This window comes from Streptomyces sp. NPDC017202 (genome assembly GCF_044331705.1).
Classification (GTDB): domain Bacteria; phylum Actinomycetota; class Actinomycetes; order Streptomycetales; family Streptomycetaceae; genus Streptomyces.
Genome location: NZ_JBIRNP010000001.1, coordinates 81,894 through 99,132, shown reverse-complemented (window position 1 = coordinate 99,132; position 17,239 = coordinate 81,894). Strand labels below are relative to the sequence as shown.

General features: G+C 73.7%; 15 protein-coding genes, 1 pseudogene and 1 riboswitch. Of the genes and pseudogenes, 12 read left to right on the top strand and 4 right to left on the bottom strand.

Going from position 1 to position 17,239, the window contains the following annotated elements; genetic code table 11:
- Positions 1 to 23 precede the first annotated feature (23 nt).
- Positions 24 to 1,088 carry an anthranilate phosphoribosyltransferase gene (trpD, locus tag ACH4N1_RS00440; protein ID WP_398093420.1) on the top strand — a complete coding sequence of 355 codons (1,065 nt, stop codon included), beginning with the start codon at positions 24 to 26 and terminating at the stop codon, positions 1,086 to 1,088.
- 102 nt (positions 1,089 to 1,190) lie between these two features.
- Positions 1,191 to 1,307: riboswitch (SAM riboswitch) on the top strand.
- 256 nt (positions 1,308 to 1,563) lie between these two features.
- On the top strand, positions 1,564 to 2,925 hold the full coding sequence (locus ACH4N1_RS00435; protein WP_398093419.1) for an aminotransferase class V-fold PLP-dependent enzyme: 1,362 nt from the start codon (positions 1,564 to 1,566) through the stop codon (positions 2,923 to 2,925).
- A gap of 41 nt (positions 2,926 to 2,966) precedes the next feature.
- Here ACH4N1_RS00435 and ACH4N1_RS00430 read toward each other — a convergent pair whose 3' ends face one another.
- Positions 2,967 to 3,248 (bottom strand): Lrp/AsnC family transcriptional regulator, encoded by a 282-nt coding sequence (locus ACH4N1_RS00430; protein ID WP_367323768.1) that lies wholly within the window; start codon positions 3,246 to 3,248, stop codon positions 2,967 to 2,969.
- A pseudogene (locus tag ACH4N1_RS00425) lies at positions 3,245 to 3,993 on the bottom strand (rhomboid family intramembrane serine protease). Before ACH4N1_RS00425 ends, ACH4N1_RS00430 begins: the two are co-directional and overlap by 4 nt.
- Before the next feature lie 171 nt (positions 3,994 to 4,164).
- Here ACH4N1_RS00425 and ACH4N1_RS00420 point away from each other — a divergent pair.
- The 5 genes from ACH4N1_RS00420 (at position 4,165) to ACH4N1_RS00400 (ending at position 9,541) form a co-directional block, all read left to right on the top strand.
- Positions 4,165 to 4,404, top strand: coding sequence for a hypothetical protein (locus ACH4N1_RS00420; RefSeq protein ID WP_073491882.1), 240 nt, complete (start codon positions 4,165 to 4,167; stop codon positions 4,402 to 4,404).
- A gap of 36 nt (positions 4,405 to 4,440) precedes the next feature.
- Positions 4,441 to 5,784: an NYN domain-containing protein gene (locus tag ACH4N1_RS00415; protein WP_398093416.1), complete on the top strand. Its 1,344-nt coding sequence runs from the start codon at positions 4,441 to 4,443 to the stop codon at positions 5,782 to 5,784.
- 211 nt (positions 5,785 to 5,995) lie between these two features.
- Entirely contained in the window at positions 5,996 to 7,030 is a 1,035-nt protein-coding gene (locus ACH4N1_RS00410) for an NlpC/P60 family protein (protein WP_398093414.1), read from the top strand.
- A gap of 225 nt (positions 7,031 to 7,255) precedes the next feature.
- Positions 7,256 to 8,284 carry an NlpC/P60 family protein gene (locus ACH4N1_RS00405; protein WP_398093412.1) on the top strand — a complete coding sequence of 343 codons (1,029 nt, stop codon included), beginning with the start codon at positions 7,256 to 7,258 and terminating at the stop codon, positions 8,282 to 8,284.
- A gap of 63 nt (positions 8,285 to 8,347) precedes the next feature.
- Entirely contained in the window at positions 8,348 to 9,541 is a 1,194-nt protein-coding gene (locus ACH4N1_RS00400) for a hypothetical protein (protein ID WP_398093411.1), read from the top strand.
- A gap of 115 nt (positions 9,542 to 9,656) precedes the next feature.
- On the opposite strand, the gene ACH4N1_RS00395 is transcribed toward ACH4N1_RS00400, so the two are convergent.
- Positions 9,657 to 10,880, bottom strand: a complete 1,224-nt coding sequence (locus ACH4N1_RS00395; RefSeq protein WP_398093410.1) for a glycosyltransferase 87 family protein — start codon at positions 10,878 to 10,880, stop codon at positions 9,657 to 9,659.
- Positions 10,881 to 11,017: 137 nt separating this feature from the next.
- On the opposite strand from ACH4N1_RS00395, the gene ACH4N1_RS00390 reads away from it, so the two are divergent.
- On the top strand, positions 11,018 to 12,160 hold the full coding sequence (locus ACH4N1_RS00390) for a glycosyltransferase family 4 protein (protein ID WP_398093409.1): 1,143 nt from the start codon (positions 11,018 to 11,020) through the stop codon (positions 12,158 to 12,160).
- A 185-nt stretch (positions 12,161 to 12,345) separates the two neighbouring features.
- Complete coding sequence (locus tag ACH4N1_RS00385; RefSeq protein WP_398093408.1) at positions 12,346 to 12,474, top strand: hypothetical protein; 129 nt, start codon at positions 12,346 to 12,348, stop codon at positions 12,472 to 12,474.
- On the opposite strand, the gene ACH4N1_RS00380 is transcribed toward ACH4N1_RS00385, so the two are convergent.
- Positions 12,462 to 14,258, bottom strand: coding sequence for an AMP-dependent synthetase/ligase (locus ACH4N1_RS00380; RefSeq protein ID WP_398093407.1), 1,797 nt, complete (start codon positions 14,256 to 14,258; stop codon positions 12,462 to 12,464). The two genes, ACH4N1_RS00385 and ACH4N1_RS00380, sit on opposite strands and share 13 nt — an antisense overlap.
- A gap of 295 nt (positions 14,259 to 14,553) precedes the next feature.
- On the opposite strand from ACH4N1_RS00380, the gene ACH4N1_RS00375 reads away from it, so the two are divergent.
- From ACH4N1_RS00375 to ACH4N1_RS00365, 3 genes are all read left to right on the top strand, one after another.
- Positions 14,554 to 15,351, top strand: coding sequence for a metallophosphoesterase (locus ACH4N1_RS00375; RefSeq protein WP_398093406.1), 798 nt, complete (start codon positions 14,554 to 14,556; stop codon positions 15,349 to 15,351).
- A gap of 151 nt (positions 15,352 to 15,502) precedes the next feature.
- Entirely contained in the window at positions 15,503 to 15,943 is a 441-nt protein-coding gene (locus tag ACH4N1_RS00370) for an SRPBCC family protein (protein ID WP_382788598.1), read from the top strand.
- Positions 15,944 to 16,071: 128 nt separating this feature from the next.
- Positions 16,072 to 17,232: an ArsA family ATPase gene (locus tag ACH4N1_RS00365; protein ID WP_398093403.1), complete on the top strand. Its 1,161-nt coding sequence runs from the start codon at positions 16,072 to 16,074 to the stop codon at positions 17,230 to 17,232.
- Positions 17,233 to 17,239 lie beyond the last annotated feature (7 nt).

Genomic DNA, 17,239 nt, shown 5'->3' with positions numbered 1-17,239 from the left:
CCACACTGACCCAGGAGCGGCTTATGAGCGCTGTGACCCCCGCCGGAGGCGACACCGCGGCGGCCCGTTCCTGGCCCGAGGTGCTGAACGCCCTGCTGTCCGGACGTGACCTGAGCGCCGACGCCACGGCGTGGGCGATGGACCGGATCATGCGCGGCGAGGCCACCGACGCGCAGATCGCCGGCTTCGTGGTGGCGCTGCGCGCCAAGGGCGAGACCGTCGAGGAGATCAACGGACTCGTCCGCGCGATGTACGAGCATGCGAACGTGATCGAGGTGCCCGGCCCGGCGGTCGACATCGTCGGCACGGGCGGCGACGGCGCGAAGACGGTCAACATCTCCACGATGTCCTCGATCGTCGTCGCCGGCACGGGCGTCAAGGTCGTCAAGCACGGCAACCGGGCCGCGTCCTCCGCCTCCGGTGCCTCGGACGTCCTGGAGAAGCTCGGCGTCCGCCTCGACCTGACCCCGCGGCGGGTGGCCGAGGTCGCCGAGGAGGCGGGCATCACCTTCTGCTTCGCCGTCAAGTTCCACCCGGCGCTGCGTCACGCGGGTGCCGCGCGCGGCCAGCTGGGCATCCGCACGGTGTTCAACGTCCTCGGCCCGCTGACCAACCCGGCCAGGGTCCGGGCCCAGGCGGTCGGCGTGGCGGACCCGCGCATGGCGCCGATCGTCGCGGGTGTCTTCGCCGAACGCGGCCACTCCTCGCTGGTGTTCCGCGGCGACGACGGCCTCGACGAGCTGACGACGACCTCCACCTCCCGGGTCTGGGTCGTGCGGGAGGGCAAGGTGACCGAGGAGTCCTTCGACCCGCGCGACGTCGGCCTCGACCTCGTTCCCGTCGAGGCCCTGCGGGGTGCCGACGCCTCCTACAACGCCGAGGTGGCGCGCAGGCTGCTGGACGGCGGGACGGGCCCGGTCCGCGACGCCGTCCTGCTGAACTCGGCGGCCGCCCTGGTCGCCCTGGAGCCGACCGGGGCGCCGCTCGCCGAGCAGCTCCGCGCCGGCATGGCCAGGGCCGCGGAGTCCCTCGACTCGGGGGCGGCGAAGCGGACGCTGGAGCGCTGGGCGGCGGCCACCCACGCCTGAGCCGGGACGGCGGCCGGTACGAGGCGCGGTCCGGACCCCTGGTGTCTCAGGAAATGGACCGCGCCTTGCGCGCCGGTGATCGTATGGCAGGATGCCGTACCAGGTCATGAGTGACAGTCATCAGGCCCCGGCCGACTGTCCGGCAACCCTCCGTCCGTGGCGGGGTGCCCCGGGTGAAGACCAGGCCGTGGACAGAAAGGTCCACGGCAAGCGCGGACCCCTCGCACGCTTCTGATCGAGCGAGGGCAGGGGTCCTGGTCGTCGAGGAGCCTCTTCCGTGAGCAAGCGAATGCGATAGGGCCGCAGAGCCCCCCTCCGCATCCCTCCTTCACCTTTTCCCGCGCTCGAGCCCCAGGGCCTCCCGTGGGGATCATGCCGGGTCCGCAGGGCCCGGTGCCTTGATCCGGCCTGATCCCCACGAAGCACCCCGGCCGCTCGCGTGGTGAATCCCCCTGCCTCCCAAGGGAGTTCCGTCATGCCCGTCTCCACCGCTGCCGCCGCCCCGACCGTTTGCGCCCCCCTGCCCGTTCTGGGACGGGATGTCACCGTCCCGCTCGTCACCGGAGGCGAGATCGGCTACGCGGCCCTGGACTACGCCGCCAGCGCACCCGCCCTCCAGCGCGTCTGGGACGACGTGGCCGCCTACGCCCCCTACTACGGCAGCGTCCACCGCGGCGCCGGACACCTCTCCCAGCTCTCCACCGACCTCTTCGAGAACGCCCGCCGGACGGTCGCCGGGTTCCTCGACTGCCGGCCCGACGACCAGCTCGTCTTCACGCGTTCCACCACCGACTCCCTCAACCTCCTCGCCGCCGCGCTCCCCGCCGACTGCCAGGTCTTCGTCTTCGAGACCGAGCACCACGCCGCGCTGCTGCCCTGGAAGAACGCCCGGGTCACCTGCCTCGACGCCCCGCGCACCCCGCGGCAGGCCGTGGCCGCCCTGGAGCGGGCCCTCGCCGGCCGCGACCGGTCCGGCCCCGCCCTGGTCTGCGTCACCGGCGCCTCCAACGTCACCGGCGAGCTGTGGCCGGTACGCGAACTGGCCGCCGCGGCCCACGCCCACGGTGCCCGGATCGTCCTGGACGCCGCCCAGCTCGCCCCCCACCACCCGGTGTCCGTCCGTGACCTCGACGTCGACTGGGTCGCCTTCTCCGGCCACAAGCTGTACGCCCCCTTCGGCTCCGGCGTGCTGGCCGGCCGCGCCGACTGGCTGCGGGCGGCCGAGCCGTACCTGGCCGGTGGCGGCGCCAGCCGCAGGGTGACCCGGCGCGCGGACGGGGGGGTGGACGCGGAGTGGCACGAGAGCGTCGCCCGGCACGAGGCCGGCTCCCCGAACGTCATCGGGGCCTACGCCATCGCCTCCGCCTGCAAGGCCCTCACCGAAGCGGGCTTCGACACCCTGGTGGCCCGCGAGCAGCACCTCGTGGAGAAGGTCCGCACCGGCCTCGCGGAGGTCCCCGAGGTGCGGATCCTGTCCCTCTTCGGCGACGACGCGCCGCGGGTCGGCGTGATCTCCTTCGTCGTGGACGGCTGGAACAGCTCCCACTTCGCCGCCGCGCTCTCCGCCGAGTACGGCATCGGCGTCCGCGACGGCCTCTTCTGCGCCCACCCCCTGGTGCGCACCCTTCTCGGCGGCGACCCCCACCGCCAGGGCGAGTGCGGCGCCCCCGAGGCGGCCCCCGGCGAGAAGTCCCTCGACGCGATCCGCGTGAGCTTCGGCGCGGGCACCCCCGACGAGCACGTCGACCGCTTCGTGGCGGCGGTGCGGGAACTGGTGACCGAGGGCGCGAAGTGGCGCTACCGCACCCAGGACGGCCGCTGCGTCCCGGCGGTGTAGGCGGGTCCTCCCCGCCGCGGGCGGTGCGCCGGGCGGTCAGGTCAGGAGTCCAGCCCGATGGCGAACGCTGCCTCGAGGTCGTGCTGCGAGTAGGTGCGGAACGCCACGTGCGTGTCCGTCGCCTCCACGCCCGGAATCTTGCTGATCCGTCCCGGGATCACCTCGGCGAGGTCCTCGTGCTGCCGCACCCGCACCATGGCGATCAGGTCGTAGGTGCCGGTCACGGAGAACACCTCGCTCACGGACTCCAGCGAAGCGATCGACTCCGCGATCTCGGGGATCCGGTCCACGCTGGTCTTGATGAGGACGATCGCGGTGATCACGGCTGGTTCTCTCCCTCGGGGGCCGGAGCTGGGCTGCTGCTCACTCTAGTGCCGCGGCACCGGCGGGCCGGGTGGACCGGGCCCACGCGTAGACGAAGCCCAGCCCGAAGCCCACCATGTGCGCCAGGTACGCCACGCCCGGCCCCTCCCCGGCCCGCCCCGCCGCCACCCATTGCAGCGCCGCCCAGAAGGGCAGCACGACCCAGGCCGGGAAGCGCAGCGGCAGGAAGAAGAGGAACGGCAGGAGACTGGTGACGCGGGCCCGGGGAAACAGGTACAGGAACGCGCCGAGAACCGCCGAGATCGCCCCGGAGGCGCCGACCAGGGACTGCCCGGAGCCGGCGTTGGCGGCGGCGTACCCCAGCAGCGCCAGGGCGCCGCAGCCGAGGTAGAAGAGCGTGAACTCGACGCGGCCCATCCGGTGCTCGGTCATCGCCCCGAAGACGTAGAGGAAGAGCATGTTGCCCAGCAGGTGCACCCAGCTGCCGTGGACGAACAGGGCCGTGAAGAGCGTGAGGGCGGACCTCGGCACGCCGTCGAACACGTCCGCGGGGATCACGCCCCACCGGCGGAAGTAGGCGCGTTGCGCGAGCGCCGCCTCCTCGCCGGTGCCGTACACCGGATCGAGGCCCGAGGCCGGACCGATCACGAAGACCAGGCAGCACAGGGCCATCAGTGCGTACGTCACGGGCGCCACGGGGTGTCGGACGGCCCGGCCCAGGGGCCCCCTCCAGTCGCTGATCATGGCTACAGAGCATGACGCAACCGGACGTACCGGGCCGTACCGCCTCGCCGCCGTGGACGGACGGGCGGCGAGGACCCGCCAGGCCGTAGGGTTACGAGCCACATGCTCCGGGGAGCCTTCGGCACGCCCCGGTCCCCAAAGACCGACACTAGAAGGAAGCGGACAGTCACGATGACGGTTCCCCTGCCGACCGCCACGACGCGGTGGCGCTGCACCCTCTGCGGCAACCTCACGCGGTTCGACGTGACGCGCTCGTCGAAGGTCGTCGAGTACGTCCACCTCGATCTCGCCGGTGAGGCGAAGGTGGAGGAGCGCGAGGTGGTCAGTGAGACCATCGAGTCGGTGCGGTGCCGTTGGTGCAACGCCGTGGATCAGGTGGAACTGGTGGACAGGCCGGGCGCCGGCTCCTGAGGGAGTCGGCCCCGCACAGCTAGTGGGGTGTGACGGATGGTGGAGACCACGGGCGGGGGGCCGGGCGACGGCGCCGCCGAGGTGCTCGACCGTCCGCTGCCCGGCGGCGTGCGGCGCCGGGTCGTGCAGATCGTCTCGGACGGCTTCGGCGGCCTGACCGTCGCCGAACTGCCCGCCCAGTTGCGGCAGTACGCCCGGTTCGCCCCGAACCGGCGGGCCAAGTTCGCGGGCAACGCGATGGCCGCCGCGCTGGAGACCGATCCGCTGTTCCGGCAGCGCATCGCGGAGAAGTTCAGGGAGGCCCAGCCGGAACTGGCCGGAGCCCTGGACTCCGGTGCGCCGCCCCCGGCCGCGGACCCGCTCGACGTGGCCGCCGCGGCCTACGTGCTGCGCCCCGCCGGCTGGGTCAAGCTGGTCACCGCCGCCGGCGAGGAGGCCCTGCGGGCGGACGCCGAACGGGCCGACGAGGAGAGCCGGGCGGAGCTGGAGCGGCTGCGCGAGCAGCTCGCCGAGGCCCGTGAACTGACCCGGACCGAGACCGAGCGGCTGCGCGCCGAGCTGGACGCGGCGAAGCGGGAGGGCGAGTCGCTGCACCGCAAGCTGCGGTCGGCCCTCAGTGACGTCAAGCGGGGCGAGGCCGCGCTGCGCAAGCTCCAGGGCGAGATGGAGGCCGTGCGGAGCGAGGCGCAGGCGCAGGCGTCCGCGGCCGAGAGCGAGTCGCGGCGGCTCAAGGCGCGGCTCGGCGAGGCGGAGGCCGCGCTGGAGGCCACCCGGCGGGCGGCCCGCGAAGGGCGCAGCGTCGAGGACATGCGGGTACGGCTGCTGCTGGACACCCTGCTGGAATCGGCCCAGGGGCTGCGCCGGGAACTGGCGTTGCCACCGGTGTCGGTGCGCCCGGCGGAGACCGTGGACGCGGTGGAGCCCGGCCGGATGACCCCCAAGGACATCGCGGCCCGCGCGCTGTCGGAGAACGACCCGGCGATCCTGGACCAGTTGCTGGCGCTGCCGCAGGCGCACCTCGTCGTCGACGGCTACAACGTCACCAAGACCGGTTATCCGCAGATGCCGTTGGAGAAGCAGCGGCTGCGGCTGCTCGGGCAGCTCTCGGCGCTCGCCGCGCAGACCGGCGCCGAGGTCACCTGTGTCTTCGACGGTGCCGAACTGGTCGCGCCGGTACTGCTGGCGCCGCCGCGCGGGGTGCGGGTGCTGTTCTCCAAGCCGGGGGTCACCGCCGACGAGCTGATCCGCCAGCTGGTGCGGGCCGAGCCGCCCGGCCGGCCGGTCATCGTGGCCTCGACGGACCGCGAGGTGGCCGACGGGGTGGCCAGGGCGGGGGCCCGGCCCGTGGCTTCTGCGGTGCTCCTGAAGCGACTGACCTGAAGGTCAACGTAAAGGGCCAATGCCCGAATTGGCGCAATCGTCACGCAACGTAGCGTCAATCGGGCGTCACTGCATGTGGGTTGAGTGTAAAGAATGCAGTGCGTCACCGACTTTTTCGGCCCCAGGATTTGAAGTGATCACAAGAAGGTCACTAGGGTCTGCCTTCGAACCTCCGCACGAGTGATCACTCACATGAAGGAGCTCGCTCTCCGTGGCGTCCCACCGTCGACCCAAGCAGCCGAGTCGCGCACGCGTGACCTTGCTGACCACCGCGGCCGCCGCCGCTGTCGCCCTGACCTCGCAGGCCGCCAATGCCGCGCCGAGCGAGAAGCCCAGCAAGGACGAGGTCAAGTCCAAGGTCGACAAGCTCTACGAAGACGCGGAGCAGGCCACCGAGAAGTACAACGGGGCCAAGGAGAAGCAGGAGAAGCTCCAGAAGGAGATCTCCACGATCCAGGACAACGTCGCCCGCGGCCAGGAAGAGCTGAACGAGCTGCGTGAGTCCATAGGCCAGGCGGCGGCGGCCCAGTACCGCTCCGGCAGCATCGACTCCTCCCTCCAGCTGTTCCTGTCCTCGGACCCGGACGACTACCTGGACAAGGCGTCCACCGCCGACCAGCTGAGCGCCCAGCAGGTCGAGTCGCTGAAGAAGATCCAGGACAAGCAGCGCGAGCTGGCCCAGGACCGCGCGGAGGCCTCCGACAAGCTCGAGGACCTCGCCTCCACCCGCACCGAACTGGGCAAGAAGAAGAAGGAAGTCCAGGCCAAGCTCGCCGAGGCGCGCACGCTCCTCAACACGCTGACGGCCGAGGAGAAGGCCGCGCTGGCCGCCTCCGACGCCCGCGCCAGCCGTGACGCCGGCGAGCGCGTCGACCTCGGCAACACGGGCGCCGCCTCCGGCCGCGCCATGGCCGCCTTCCAGGCCGCCCAGAGCAAGATCGGCTCGCCCTACTCCTACGGCGCCACCGGCCCCTCCACCTTCGACTGCTCGGGCCTGACTTCCTGGGCCTTCGCCCAGGCCGGCGTCAGCATCCCGCGCACCTCCCAGGCCCAGGCGAACGCCGGCACGCGCATCTACTCCCAGTCCGACCTCAAGGTCGGCGACCTGGTCATCTTCTACGGCGACCAGCACCACGTCGGCTTCTACGCGGGCAACGGCCAGGTGCTGCACGCCCCGCGCACCGGCACCGTCGTGCGCTACGAGTCGATCAACAACATGCCGTACCAGTTCGGCGTCCGGATCTGAGCATCCGCCCGACCGCGACACCGGCACGCCCGAACGGGCGAATCACCGCGACGTGAACTGACCCCGCACCCCGCCCATGACCTGCGTCAGAGGCGGGGTGTCACGTTGTGTCGCCACCGAGGTCTTTGGTGGGCCCCCCGTCGCGCGGCTACTGTCTGCCGCGTTTCCCCGGCACGCGTGCCGGGGGACGGTCTCTGTCCGCCAGAGGAAGGAGCGCGGCTTCCCGTGGGGTCCCATCGCCGCCTTGCACCGTCCGGGTTCGACCGGGGCGCCCTGTGCGTCCTGTCCGCCGCCGCAGCCGCCCTCGGGGCCGTCGCCACCACCGCCGTACCGGCCACGGCCGCCCCGCACGAGGACACCCGGACCGAGGTGGACCGGCTCTACGAGGCCGCCGAGAAGGCCACCGAGGCCTTCAACGAGGCCGGGGAACGGGCCGGCACCCTGCGCCGGCAGGTCGGCGACTCCCAGGACCGCGTCGCCCGCAAGCAGGAGCGCGTCAACGTGCTGCGCGAGCGGCTCGGCGCGCTGGCCGGCGCCCAGTACCGCTCCGGCGGACTCGACCCGTCCCTGGCGCTGCTGTTCTCCGAGGACCCGGCCGACTACCTCGACAAGGCCTCCGTCCTCGACCGCGTCACCGCCCACCAGGCCGGCGAGCTGAAGGACCTCCAGCACGCCCTGCGCGAACTGGCCCAGGAACGCGCCGAGGCCACCCGGAAACTCGGCGAGCTGGAGAAGAGCCGCGAGGCCGTCGAGAAGCACAAGCGGGCCGTCGAGCGGAAGCTCGCCGAGGCCCGGCGGCTGCTGAACTCCCTGCCGTCCGCCGAGCGCGCCGCCTACGACCGGGCCTCCCGCTCCGGCCGCTCCGACCTGCCCGGCCTGCCCGGCCCCGAGGGCGCCGGCGCCGCCTCGGGCCGCGCGGCCGCCGCCCTGGCCGCAGCCCGCTCCGCACTCGGCAGACCGTACGTCTGGGGCGCCAACGGGCCCACCGGCTTCGACTGCTCGGGCCTGGTGCAGTGGTCGTACGCGCGGGCCGGGGTCTCCCTGCCGCGGACCTCACAGGCCCAGGCGCACGCCGGACGGCGGGTCCCGCTCTCCCAGGCCCGGCCCGGCGACATCGTCACCTACCGCTCCGACGCCAGCCACGTCGGCATGTACGCGGGCAACGGTCAGGTCATCCACGCCCCCCACCCGGGCGCGCCCGTGCGCTACGACCCGGTCGGGATGATGCCGGTGTCGTCGGTGACCAGGCCCTGACCGGGGCGGGCGGCACGCGCCTTCGGGGTTCCGTCCGGGGCGGCCCGCCGTACGATCGGGGGGATGGCTGGTCACGGGCGGGCGCGCGGATCCGGAGCCGTGGGGCTCGTGGTGCTGCTGCTCGTCCTGCTCGTGGGCTGCGGCGGGCGGCCCGCCACCGGCGGCGCCAGGGCCGAGGTGCAGCGGGTGCTGGACCGGCGGGCCGCCGCCGTCCTGGCCCACGACGCGGCCGCCTACGCCGCCACCGGGGACCCCGCCGGATACACCCGGCTGCGCGCCGTTCCGCTGGCCGCCTGGTCCTACCGGGTCACCGCCGTCCGGTCCGGCGGGGACGCGGCCGAGGCCGACGCGGAGCTGAGCTACCGCGTCGAGGGCCACGACCGGGGCCCGGTGACCGTGGCGCGCACCCTGCGGCTGACCCGCGACACCGCCGGACGGTGGCACGTGGCCGCCGACGAGCCCGCGCGGAAGGCCGGCCCGCAACTGTGGGACCAGGGCACGGTCACGGCCGTCCGGGGCGCCCGCAGTCTCGTCCTCGGGGTCGGCCGGTCCGGCGAGCAGCTGCGGACCTTCGCCGACCTGGCCGACCGGGCCGTCCCCGCGGTCTCGCGGGCGTGGGGCACCGACTGGGCCCGGCGGGTCGTCGTCCTGGTGCCGAAGTCGCTCGACGGCATGGCGGCGCTGCTCGGCTCGCCCGCCTCGTCCTACCGCGGGATCGCCGCGGTCACCACGGGGGAGACGGGCGGCGGGGCCGACGCGCCGGCCGACCGGGTCATCGTCAACCCGGACGCCTTCGGCATGCTCGGTCCGGTCGGCCGGCAGGTGGTGTTCACCCACGAGACCACGCACGTCGCCACCCGGGCCGACACCAACGCGGCGACCCCGCTGTGGCTGTCGGAGGGGTACGCCGACTGGGTCGGCTACCGCGGCACCGGCCGCACCCCGGACGAGGCCGCGCCCGAGCTGCGGAAGGCCGTCCGCGAGGGTGACCTGCCGGACGGGCTGCCGTCCGACGGCGACTTCGGTTTCGCCGGGGACGCGGCGCGGCTGGCGCGGGCGTACGAGGGCGGCTGGACGGCCTGCCGGATGATCGCCGGGCGATGGGGCGAGGAGGAACTCCACGCCTTCTACCGGGCCGTGGGGGAGCACGGGAAACGGCCGGGGGCGGTCGAGGGGGCGATGGAGAGCGTGCTGGGAACGACCCTGGAGGACTTCACCGCCGAGTGGCAGCGGTACCTCCACGACGAACTGGGCTGAGCGCCGCCGCGTCCCGTCACCCGGCCGCCGCGTCCCGTCACCCGGCCGGCCCGACGGTCGCCCCCCGCACCGGGCCCGCCCGGCCTCCCCGTGCGCCGGGCCCGGCGCCAGGACGTCAGGAGGCGACCGGCGCGTGCCCGGCGCGGACGGGCCGACCGGGGCCGGCGGGCGGGGCGGCGGCCCGTGGCACCGTCGAGCGCCACAGCCGTACGGCCGCGGTGACCGCGGCCGCCACCAGCAGGCCGTTGCGCAGGAACAGCAGGGTGAGCCCGAGGGCGTCGCTCGCGACGACGTGGTCGAACCAGACGGGGAACTCCAGCACCGTCACCGGTGACGCGGCCAGCACCAGGGCGGTCGGCGGCCCCATCCGGCTGCCCGGGAAGCACCGGCAGACGGCGGCCAGACCCACCAGCCACACCAGGTACTGCGGACTGATCACGCGGCTGGTGGTGGTGAACAGCAGGACGGCGGTGAGGGCGGCGTCCGCGAGCGTGTGCGGCGCGAACCGCCGCGCCCGCAGCCGCCACAGCAGCAGCCAGCCGAACGCGGCCGCCGTCAGGGCGAGGGACGCGTCGCTCACCACGTCCACGTGCGGGCCGAGGAACTCGACCGAGCCGTAGTGGAGCCGCACCTCGCCGCTCCAGCCGAGATGCCGGGCGACGTGGAACACCAGGGCGCCCAGCGACTCCACCTCGGTGCCGCGGTCCCGCTGGGAGGAGAGGAAGGCGAGGGCGCCGGGCGCGGCCGACGCGAACAGGGCCGCGAGGACGCCGACGGCGACCACCGCCGCGCCCGTGGCCCGCCGCCGCGCACCGGCCAGCAGCAGCACCGGCCACACCTTGAGCAGGGCGCCCAGACCGGCCAGCGCACCCATGACCCGGGGATGCCGGATTCCGGCGAGCAGCGCGGCCACCGCGACCGCGGTCACCGTCAGGTCGTAGCGGGCGTACACCGTCGGGCCCAGCAGGGGGACGCCCGCCACCCACACCAGGGCGCCGCGCGGGGAACGGCCGACGGCCAGCAGCAGCACCAGGACGGCCAGATCGGCGAGGAGGGCCAGGACGAAGAACGCCGACGCGTAGTCCAGGAAGGGCAGCAGGCCGGGCGAGAGGATCGCGAGGGCGGCCGCGGGCGGGTACTGCCAGGTCACGTCGTCGTGCGGGTAGGCCCCGGTGCTCAGCACGTCGTACCAGCCCCGGTAGATCACCGACACGTCGGTGGTGACGTCCGGGCCGGGGAAGACGTACACCTTGAACACCCACAGCAGCAGCACGAGCCGGGTCACGCCCCAGAGGGCCGACAGACCCGTCAGGCGGGCCGGGGAGCGCCTGTCGTCCATGAACTCCACGTGTGCCCCTGTTCGTCCTCTTCGTCGGGGTATGTGGACCACATGGTCTCCCCCCCCCCGGCTGTGCGCGGGCCGTGCGGCACGGCCGGGCGCGGCGGTCAGGGACGGTTTGGATAGGGTCGGCGGCGATGCACAAGACCCTGATCGTGACCAACGACTTCCCGCCCCGCCCGGGCGGCATCCAGGCGTTCCTGCACAACATGGCGCTGCGCCTCGACCCCGAGCGCGTCGTCGTCTACGCGTCCACCTGGAAGCGGGGCCGCGAGGGCGCCGAGGCGACGGCGGCCTTCGACGCCGAGCAGCCCTTCACCGTCGTACGGGACTCCACGACCATGCTGCTGCCGACGCCCGGCGCGACGCGGCGGGCCGTCGCCCTGCTGCGCGAGCACGGCTGCACGTCCGTGTGGTTCGGGGCCGCCGCGCCGCTCGGACTGATGGCTCCCGCGCTCAGGAGGGCCGGCGCCCGGCGGCTGGTGGCCACCACGCACGGCCACGAGGCCGGCTGGGCCCAACTGCCCGCCGCCCGGCAGCTGCTGGGACGCATCGGTGAGGCCACCGACACGATCACCTACCTCGGCGAGTACACGCGCTCGCGGATCGCCACCGCGCTGAGCCCCGAGGCCGCCGCGCGGATGGTGCAACTGCCGCCGGGCGTCGACGAGAAGACCTTCCACCCCGGCTCCGGCGGCGACCTGGTGCGGGCCCGCCTCGGGCTCACCGACCGCCCGGTGGTGGTGTGCGTCTCGCGGCTCGTGCCGCGCAAGGGCCAGGACACGCTGATCCGGGCCATGCCGCGGATCCTCGCCGCCGAGCCGGAGGCCGTGCTGCTCGTCGTCGGCGGCGGCCCCTACGAGAAGGACCTGCGCCGCCTGGCCCACGAGAGGGGGGTCGCCGCCTCCGTGCGTTTCACCGGCTCCGTCCCCTGGTCGGACCTGCCCGCCCACTACGGCGCCGGCGACGTCTTCGCCATGCCGTGCCGCACCCGCCGGGGCGGACTCGACGTCGAGGGCCTCGGCATCGTCTACCTGGAGGCCTCCGCGACCGGCCTGCCCGTCGTCGCCGGTGACTCCGGCGGCGCCCCCGACGCCGTACTGGACGGCGAGACCGGCTGGGTCGTCCGGGGCACCTCGCCCGAGGACGCGGCCGACCGCGTCACGGCCCTGCTGGCCGATCCCGAACTGCGCCGCCGCATGGGCGAACGGGGCCGCCGGTGGGTCGAGGAGAAGTGGCGCTGGGACCTGCTGGCGGAGAGGCTGAAGGAACTGCTCTAGGCGACCCGCGCCGCCCCGTCACGGCCGCCCGCGGGCCCGTCGGCGCCCTCCCGCGCGTCCGCGGCCCCCCGGGCGGACCGGACGATCCGCCCGGGATGCCGGCACGGCACCCCGCCTGACGCGTCGTCACCTGACGGAACGTCACATTCTGGGCGTGGCGGCCGTACGCGACCGACGGCTCGCTGGTGCCCGCACCGATCGGGGTGAACCCGTTCCTCGCCGTCGCCGTCGCCGCGCCCGCCGGACGCACCGTGGCGCGGGTCCTCGTCGAGGACACCGCGCCACGGGACGGACTCGGGTACTACTTCGCGTAGATCGCCTCGATCTCCGCCGCGTAGTCCTTCGCCACCACGTTGCGCTTGAGCTTCAGGGACGGGGTGAGGTGGCCCGAGTCCTCCGTGAACTGGGCGGAGAGGATGCGGAACTTCCGCACCGATTCCGCCTTCGAGACCGCGGCGTTGCCGTCGTCGACCGCCGACTGGATCTCCGACAGCAGGTCGGCGTCCTCGCGCAGCGACGCCGCGGTGGATCCCGCCGGCTTGCCGTGGTCGGCGGCCCAGCGGCCCAGGAACTCCTCGTCGATGGTGACCAGCGCGCCCACGAACGGCCGCCCGTCGCCCACCACCATGCACTCCGCGACCAGCGCGTGCGCCCGGATGCGGTCCTCGATCACGGCCGGGGCGACGTTCTTGCCGCCCGCGGTGACGATGATCTCCTTCTTGCGGCCGGTGATCCTGAGGTAGCCGTCCTCGTCCAGGGTGCCGATGTCGCCGGTGTGGAACCAGCCGTCGGCCAGCGCCTCCGCGGTCGCGCCGGGGTTGTTCCAGTACTCCTTGAACAGGTGCTCGCCGTGCAGCAGTACCTCGCCGTCGTCCGCGATGCGCACGACCGAACCCGGCAGCGGCTGGCCGACCGTGCCGATCTTCTGCCGGTCCCACGGGTTGAACGCGGTCGCCGCACAGGACTCCGTCAGGCCGTAGCCCTCCAGGACGGTGAAGCCGATGCCGCGGAAGAAGTGGCCGAGGCGCTCGCCCAGCGGGGCGCCGCCGGAGATGGCGTACTCGCCCCTGCCACCGAGCACCGCGCGCAGTTTGCCGTAGACCAGCTTGTCGAAGACCTTGTGCTTGATCCGCACGCCGAGTGACGGGCCCGACGGGGTGTCCAGCGCCTTGCTGTACGCGATCGCGGCGTCCGCCGCCCTGTCGAAGATCGCGCCCTTGCCGTCCGCCTGCGCCTTGGCCCGCGCCGCGTTGTAGACCTTCTCGAACACCCGCGGCACGCCGAGGATCAGCGTCGGCCGGAAGGACGCCAGTTCGTCGGTGAGGTTCTTGATGTCCGGCACCGTGCCCAGCTTGATCGGCGCCATCATCGGGGCGATCTGCACCAGGCGGCCGAAGACGTGCGCGAGCGGCAGGAACAGCAGCACGCTGCACTCGCCGGTGCGGAACAGCGGGCGCAGCCGCTCCACCACGTTGCCGCACTCGGCGAAGAAGCTGCGGTGGGTGAGCACGCAGCCCTTGGGCCGGCCGGTCGTGCCGGAGGTGTAGACGATGGTGGCCGGGTCGTCGGCCTTGGCGAGCGAGCTGCGCTCCTCCACGGCCTCGTCGGAGACGTCCGTGCCCAGCCGCCCGAGCTCCTCGACGCCGCCCGCCTCGATCTGCCAGACGTGCTTCAGCGCCGGCAGGCTCTCGCGCACCGACTCGACGGCGGCGCCGTGGGTGTCCAGCTCGACGACGCAGGCCGTCGCGCCCGAGTCGGAGAGGATCCACCGCACCTGCTCGGGCGAGCTGGTCTCGTACACCGGCACGGTGACGGCGCCCGCGCACCAGATCGCGAAGTCGAGCAGGGTCCACTCGTAACGGGTGCGGGACATCAGGCCGACGCGGTCGCCCGGCTGGACACCGGAGGCGATGAGGCCCTTGGCCGCCGCGTGCACCTCGGCCAGGAAGGCCGTGGCCGTGACGTCCTGCCAGACGCCGTCGACCTTGCGGGCGATGACGGCGACGTCGGGATGCTGCGCGGCGTTTCTCCGGACGATGTCGGTCAGATTGCCGTCGGCGGGGACCTCGTACAAAGCCGGAAGGCTGAACTCGCGCAAGACTGCTGCTCCTCATAAGGCGCCGACGCCACGACGTTGTGCGATGCGACGGTGCGGTCCAAGGCTCGGGCAAGTGCTCGCGCATCGGTGGTTGAAATGCTGAGCACGACTGGACTGCCCGGACGTTACCCGCCGGTATGGCTTCTTCGACAGGGGGTCCCGGCGAGATGTTCGCTGCGTCACACAGATGGATGGTGCAGTCCGTACGGTAGTCCACCGGAAAACCGACCGGCCAGTAACGGCAGGTTTCACCGGCACTGTTCACGTATGCCGCACGGGCCTACCCTTGATCGACATGGCCTCCACACCCTCCGGGAACTCCGGCACGCGTATCCACGTGGTCAGCGACGTGCACGGCAACGCCCGCGACCTGTCCCTGGCCGGCGAGGGCGCGGACGCGCTGATCTGCCTGGGCGACCTCGTCCTCTTCCTCGACTACGCCGACCACTCCCGCGGCATCTTCCCCGACCTGTTCGGCGTGGAGAACGCCCACCGCATCGTCGAGCTGCGCACGGCCCGCCGCTTCGCCGAGGCCCGCGAGCTGGGAGCCCGGCTGTGGAGCGGGGTCGGCGAGGACCGGGCCGCGGTGATCGAGCGGGCGGTGCGGGGGCAGTACGCCGAGATGTTCGCTGCCTTCCCGACGCCGACGTACGCCACCTACGGCAATGTCGACATGCCGGCACTGTGGCCGGAGTACGCCGGTCCCGGCACCACCGTGCTCGACGGCGAGCGCGTCGAGATCGGCGGCTGGACCTTCGGTTTCGTGGGCGGCGGCCTGCGCACCCCGATGCGCACCCCCTACGAGATCAGCGACGAGGAGTACGCCGCGAAGATCGAGGCCGTCGGCGAGGTCGACGTCCTGTGCACGCACATCCCGCCCGAGGTGCCGGAACTCGTCTACGACACCGTCGCGCGCCGCTTCGAACGCGGCAGCCGCGCCCTGCTGGACGCCATCCGCCGCACCCGGCCCCGCTACTCCCTCTTCGGCCACGTCCACCAGCCGCTGGTCCGGCGGATGCGGATCGGGGCGACCGAGTGCGTCAACGTCGGGCACTTCGCGGGGACCGGGAAGCCGTGGGCGCTGCAGTGGTGAACGCCGGTACGCGGCGCGGCACGGGCCGCCGTGCCCCACGGGGTGAAGGCGGCTGGTCGGGCGCGCGGTAGCCTTCACGCTGCACACACGTGCGCACGCTCGCGCACGGGGGATCCCTCCCTACCGGCCCGCATCTGGAGGAGCCACCGCGATGGCGGAATACACCAGCTCGAGCATCACGATCGAGGCGGCACCGGCCGACGTCATGGCGGTCATCGCCGACTTCGCCCGCTACCCGGACTGGACCGGCGAGGTCAAGGAGGCGGAGGTCCTGGCGACCGACGCGGCGGGACGCGCCGAGCGGGTGCGGCTGGTCATGGACGCGGGCGCGATCAAGGACGACCAGACGCTGGCCTACACCTGGACCGGCGAGCACGAGGTCTCCTGGACGCTGGTCAAGTCCCAGATGCTGCGCTCCCTGGACGGCTCGTACCTCCTGCGGGCCGCCGGGGCGGGGGCGACCGAGGTCACCTACCAGCTGACGGTCGACGTCAAGATCCCCATGCTGGGCATGATCAAGCGCAAGGCGGAGAAGGTCATCATCGACCGGGCGCTGGCGGGCCTCAAGAAGCGGGTCGAGTCGGGCCGGTAGCCGGTAGCCGGTAGCCGGTAGCCGGTCATCCGGCGTCGGTGGGGGCTGCCGCGGGGCCGCCGCCCCAGGCCTGCGTCCCGCCGTCGGCCACCGGGGCACCACCCCGACTTCCGTTACCGTTCACCCTCATGCGCACCCTCCTGATCACCGGCCCCGGCGGCAGCGGCCGTACGACCGTCGCCGCGGCCACCGCACTCGGGGCGGCCCGCGCGGGCGTGAGGACCCTCGTGCTCAGTGCCGACCGCACCGACACCCTGGGCGCGGCACTCGGCACGGCCACGGGCGCGGTGCCGGTGCAGGCGGGCCCGCACCTCACCGCCTGGCGTCCCGACGCCACCGCCGGCTTCCGGGACGACCTCACCTCCTTCCAGGACCGCGCCTCCACCGTCCTGGACCTGCTCGGCGCCTCCCGGCTCGACCCCGAGGAGGTCACCCCGCTGCCCGGCGCGGAGGAACTGACCCTGCTGCGCGCCCTGCGCGACGCCGCCCTCGCCGAGACCCACGACCTCCTCGTCGTCGACCTGCCGCCCGCCCCGCAGGCCCTCGCCCTGCTCGCCCTCCCGGAGGAACTGCGGCGCTACCTGCGCCGCCTGCTCCCCCCGGAGCGGCAGGCCGCCCGCGCCCTGCGCCCCGTCCTCGGCCGCCTGGCCGGCGTCCCCATGCCCGCCGAGTGGCTGTACGAGACGACCGCCCGCTGGGACCTGGAACTGGCCGCCGTGCAGGCCGTCCTCGCCGACCCCGGGACCTCCGTACGGCTGGTGGCCGAGCCGGGGCCGGCCGGCGCCGACGCCGTCCGCGACGCCCGCCTCGGCCTGGCCCTGCGCGGCCTGCCCGTCGAGTCGCTCCTCGCCAACCGCGTCCTGCCCGACGACGCCGGCGACGGCGTGCTCGCCGGGCTCCACGCCCAGCAGCAGAAGACCCTGGGGGAGTGGACCGGCGCACGGACCGTCGCGCACCTCGGCCGCGACCCCCGCGGGGACGACGACCTGACCGCCCTGGCCGTGCCCGGCGTCAACCCGGCGGCCTCCCCGGTCGAGTGGCCCGTCGAGGACCGGATCGGCGCGGACGGCGTCCTGGTGTGGCACCTCCCGCTGCCCGGCGCCGTACGCGACGGGCTGGACCTCGTCCGCCGCGGCGACGAACTCCTCGTCACCGCCGGCCCGTTCCGCCGGATCGTCCCACTGCCCTCCGCCCTGCGCCGCTGCACCGTGGCGGGCGCCGCCCTGCGCGACGGCGAGCTGCGCGTGCGGTTCGCGCCGGATCCCGCGCTGTGGCCGCGGACCCGGTGAGGGACGT

Coding starts and splice junctions, on each gene's coding strand:
- ACH4N1_RS00395 (WP_398093410.1), bottom strand. CDS start 10,880: ATGGACGACAGGCGCTCCCCGGCCCGCCTGACGGGTCTGTCGGCCCTC.
- ACH4N1_RS00390 (WP_398093409.1), top strand. CDS start 11,018: ATGCACAAGACCCTGATCGTGACCAACGACTTCCCGCCCCGCCCGGGC.
- ACH4N1_RS00415 (WP_398093416.1), top strand. CDS start 4,441: ATGGTGGAGACCACGGGCGGGGGGCCGGGCGACGGCGCCGCCGAGGTG.
- ACH4N1_RS00420 (WP_073491882.1), top strand. CDS start 4,165: ATGACGGTTCCCCTGCCGACCGCCACGACGCGGTGGCGCTGCACCCTC.
- ACH4N1_RS00435 (WP_398093419.1), top strand. CDS start 1,564: ATGCCCGTCTCCACCGCTGCCGCCGCCCCGACCGTTTGCGCCCCCCTG.
- ACH4N1_RS00365 (WP_398093403.1), top strand. CDS start 16,072: ATGCGCACCCTCCTGATCACCGGCCCCGGCGGCAGCGGCCGTACGACC.
- trpD (WP_398093420.1), top strand. CDS start 24: ATGAGCGCTGTGACCCCCGCCGGAGGCGACACCGCGGCGGCCCGTTCC.
- ACH4N1_RS00375 (WP_398093406.1), top strand. CDS start 14,554: ATGGCCTCCACACCCTCCGGGAACTCCGGCACGCGTATCCACGTGGTC.
- ACH4N1_RS00400 (WP_398093411.1), top strand. CDS start 8,348: ATGGCTGGTCACGGGCGGGCGCGCGGATCCGGAGCCGTGGGGCTCGTG.
- ACH4N1_RS00370 (WP_382788598.1), top strand. CDS start 15,503: ATGGCGGAATACACCAGCTCGAGCATCACGATCGAGGCGGCACCGGCC.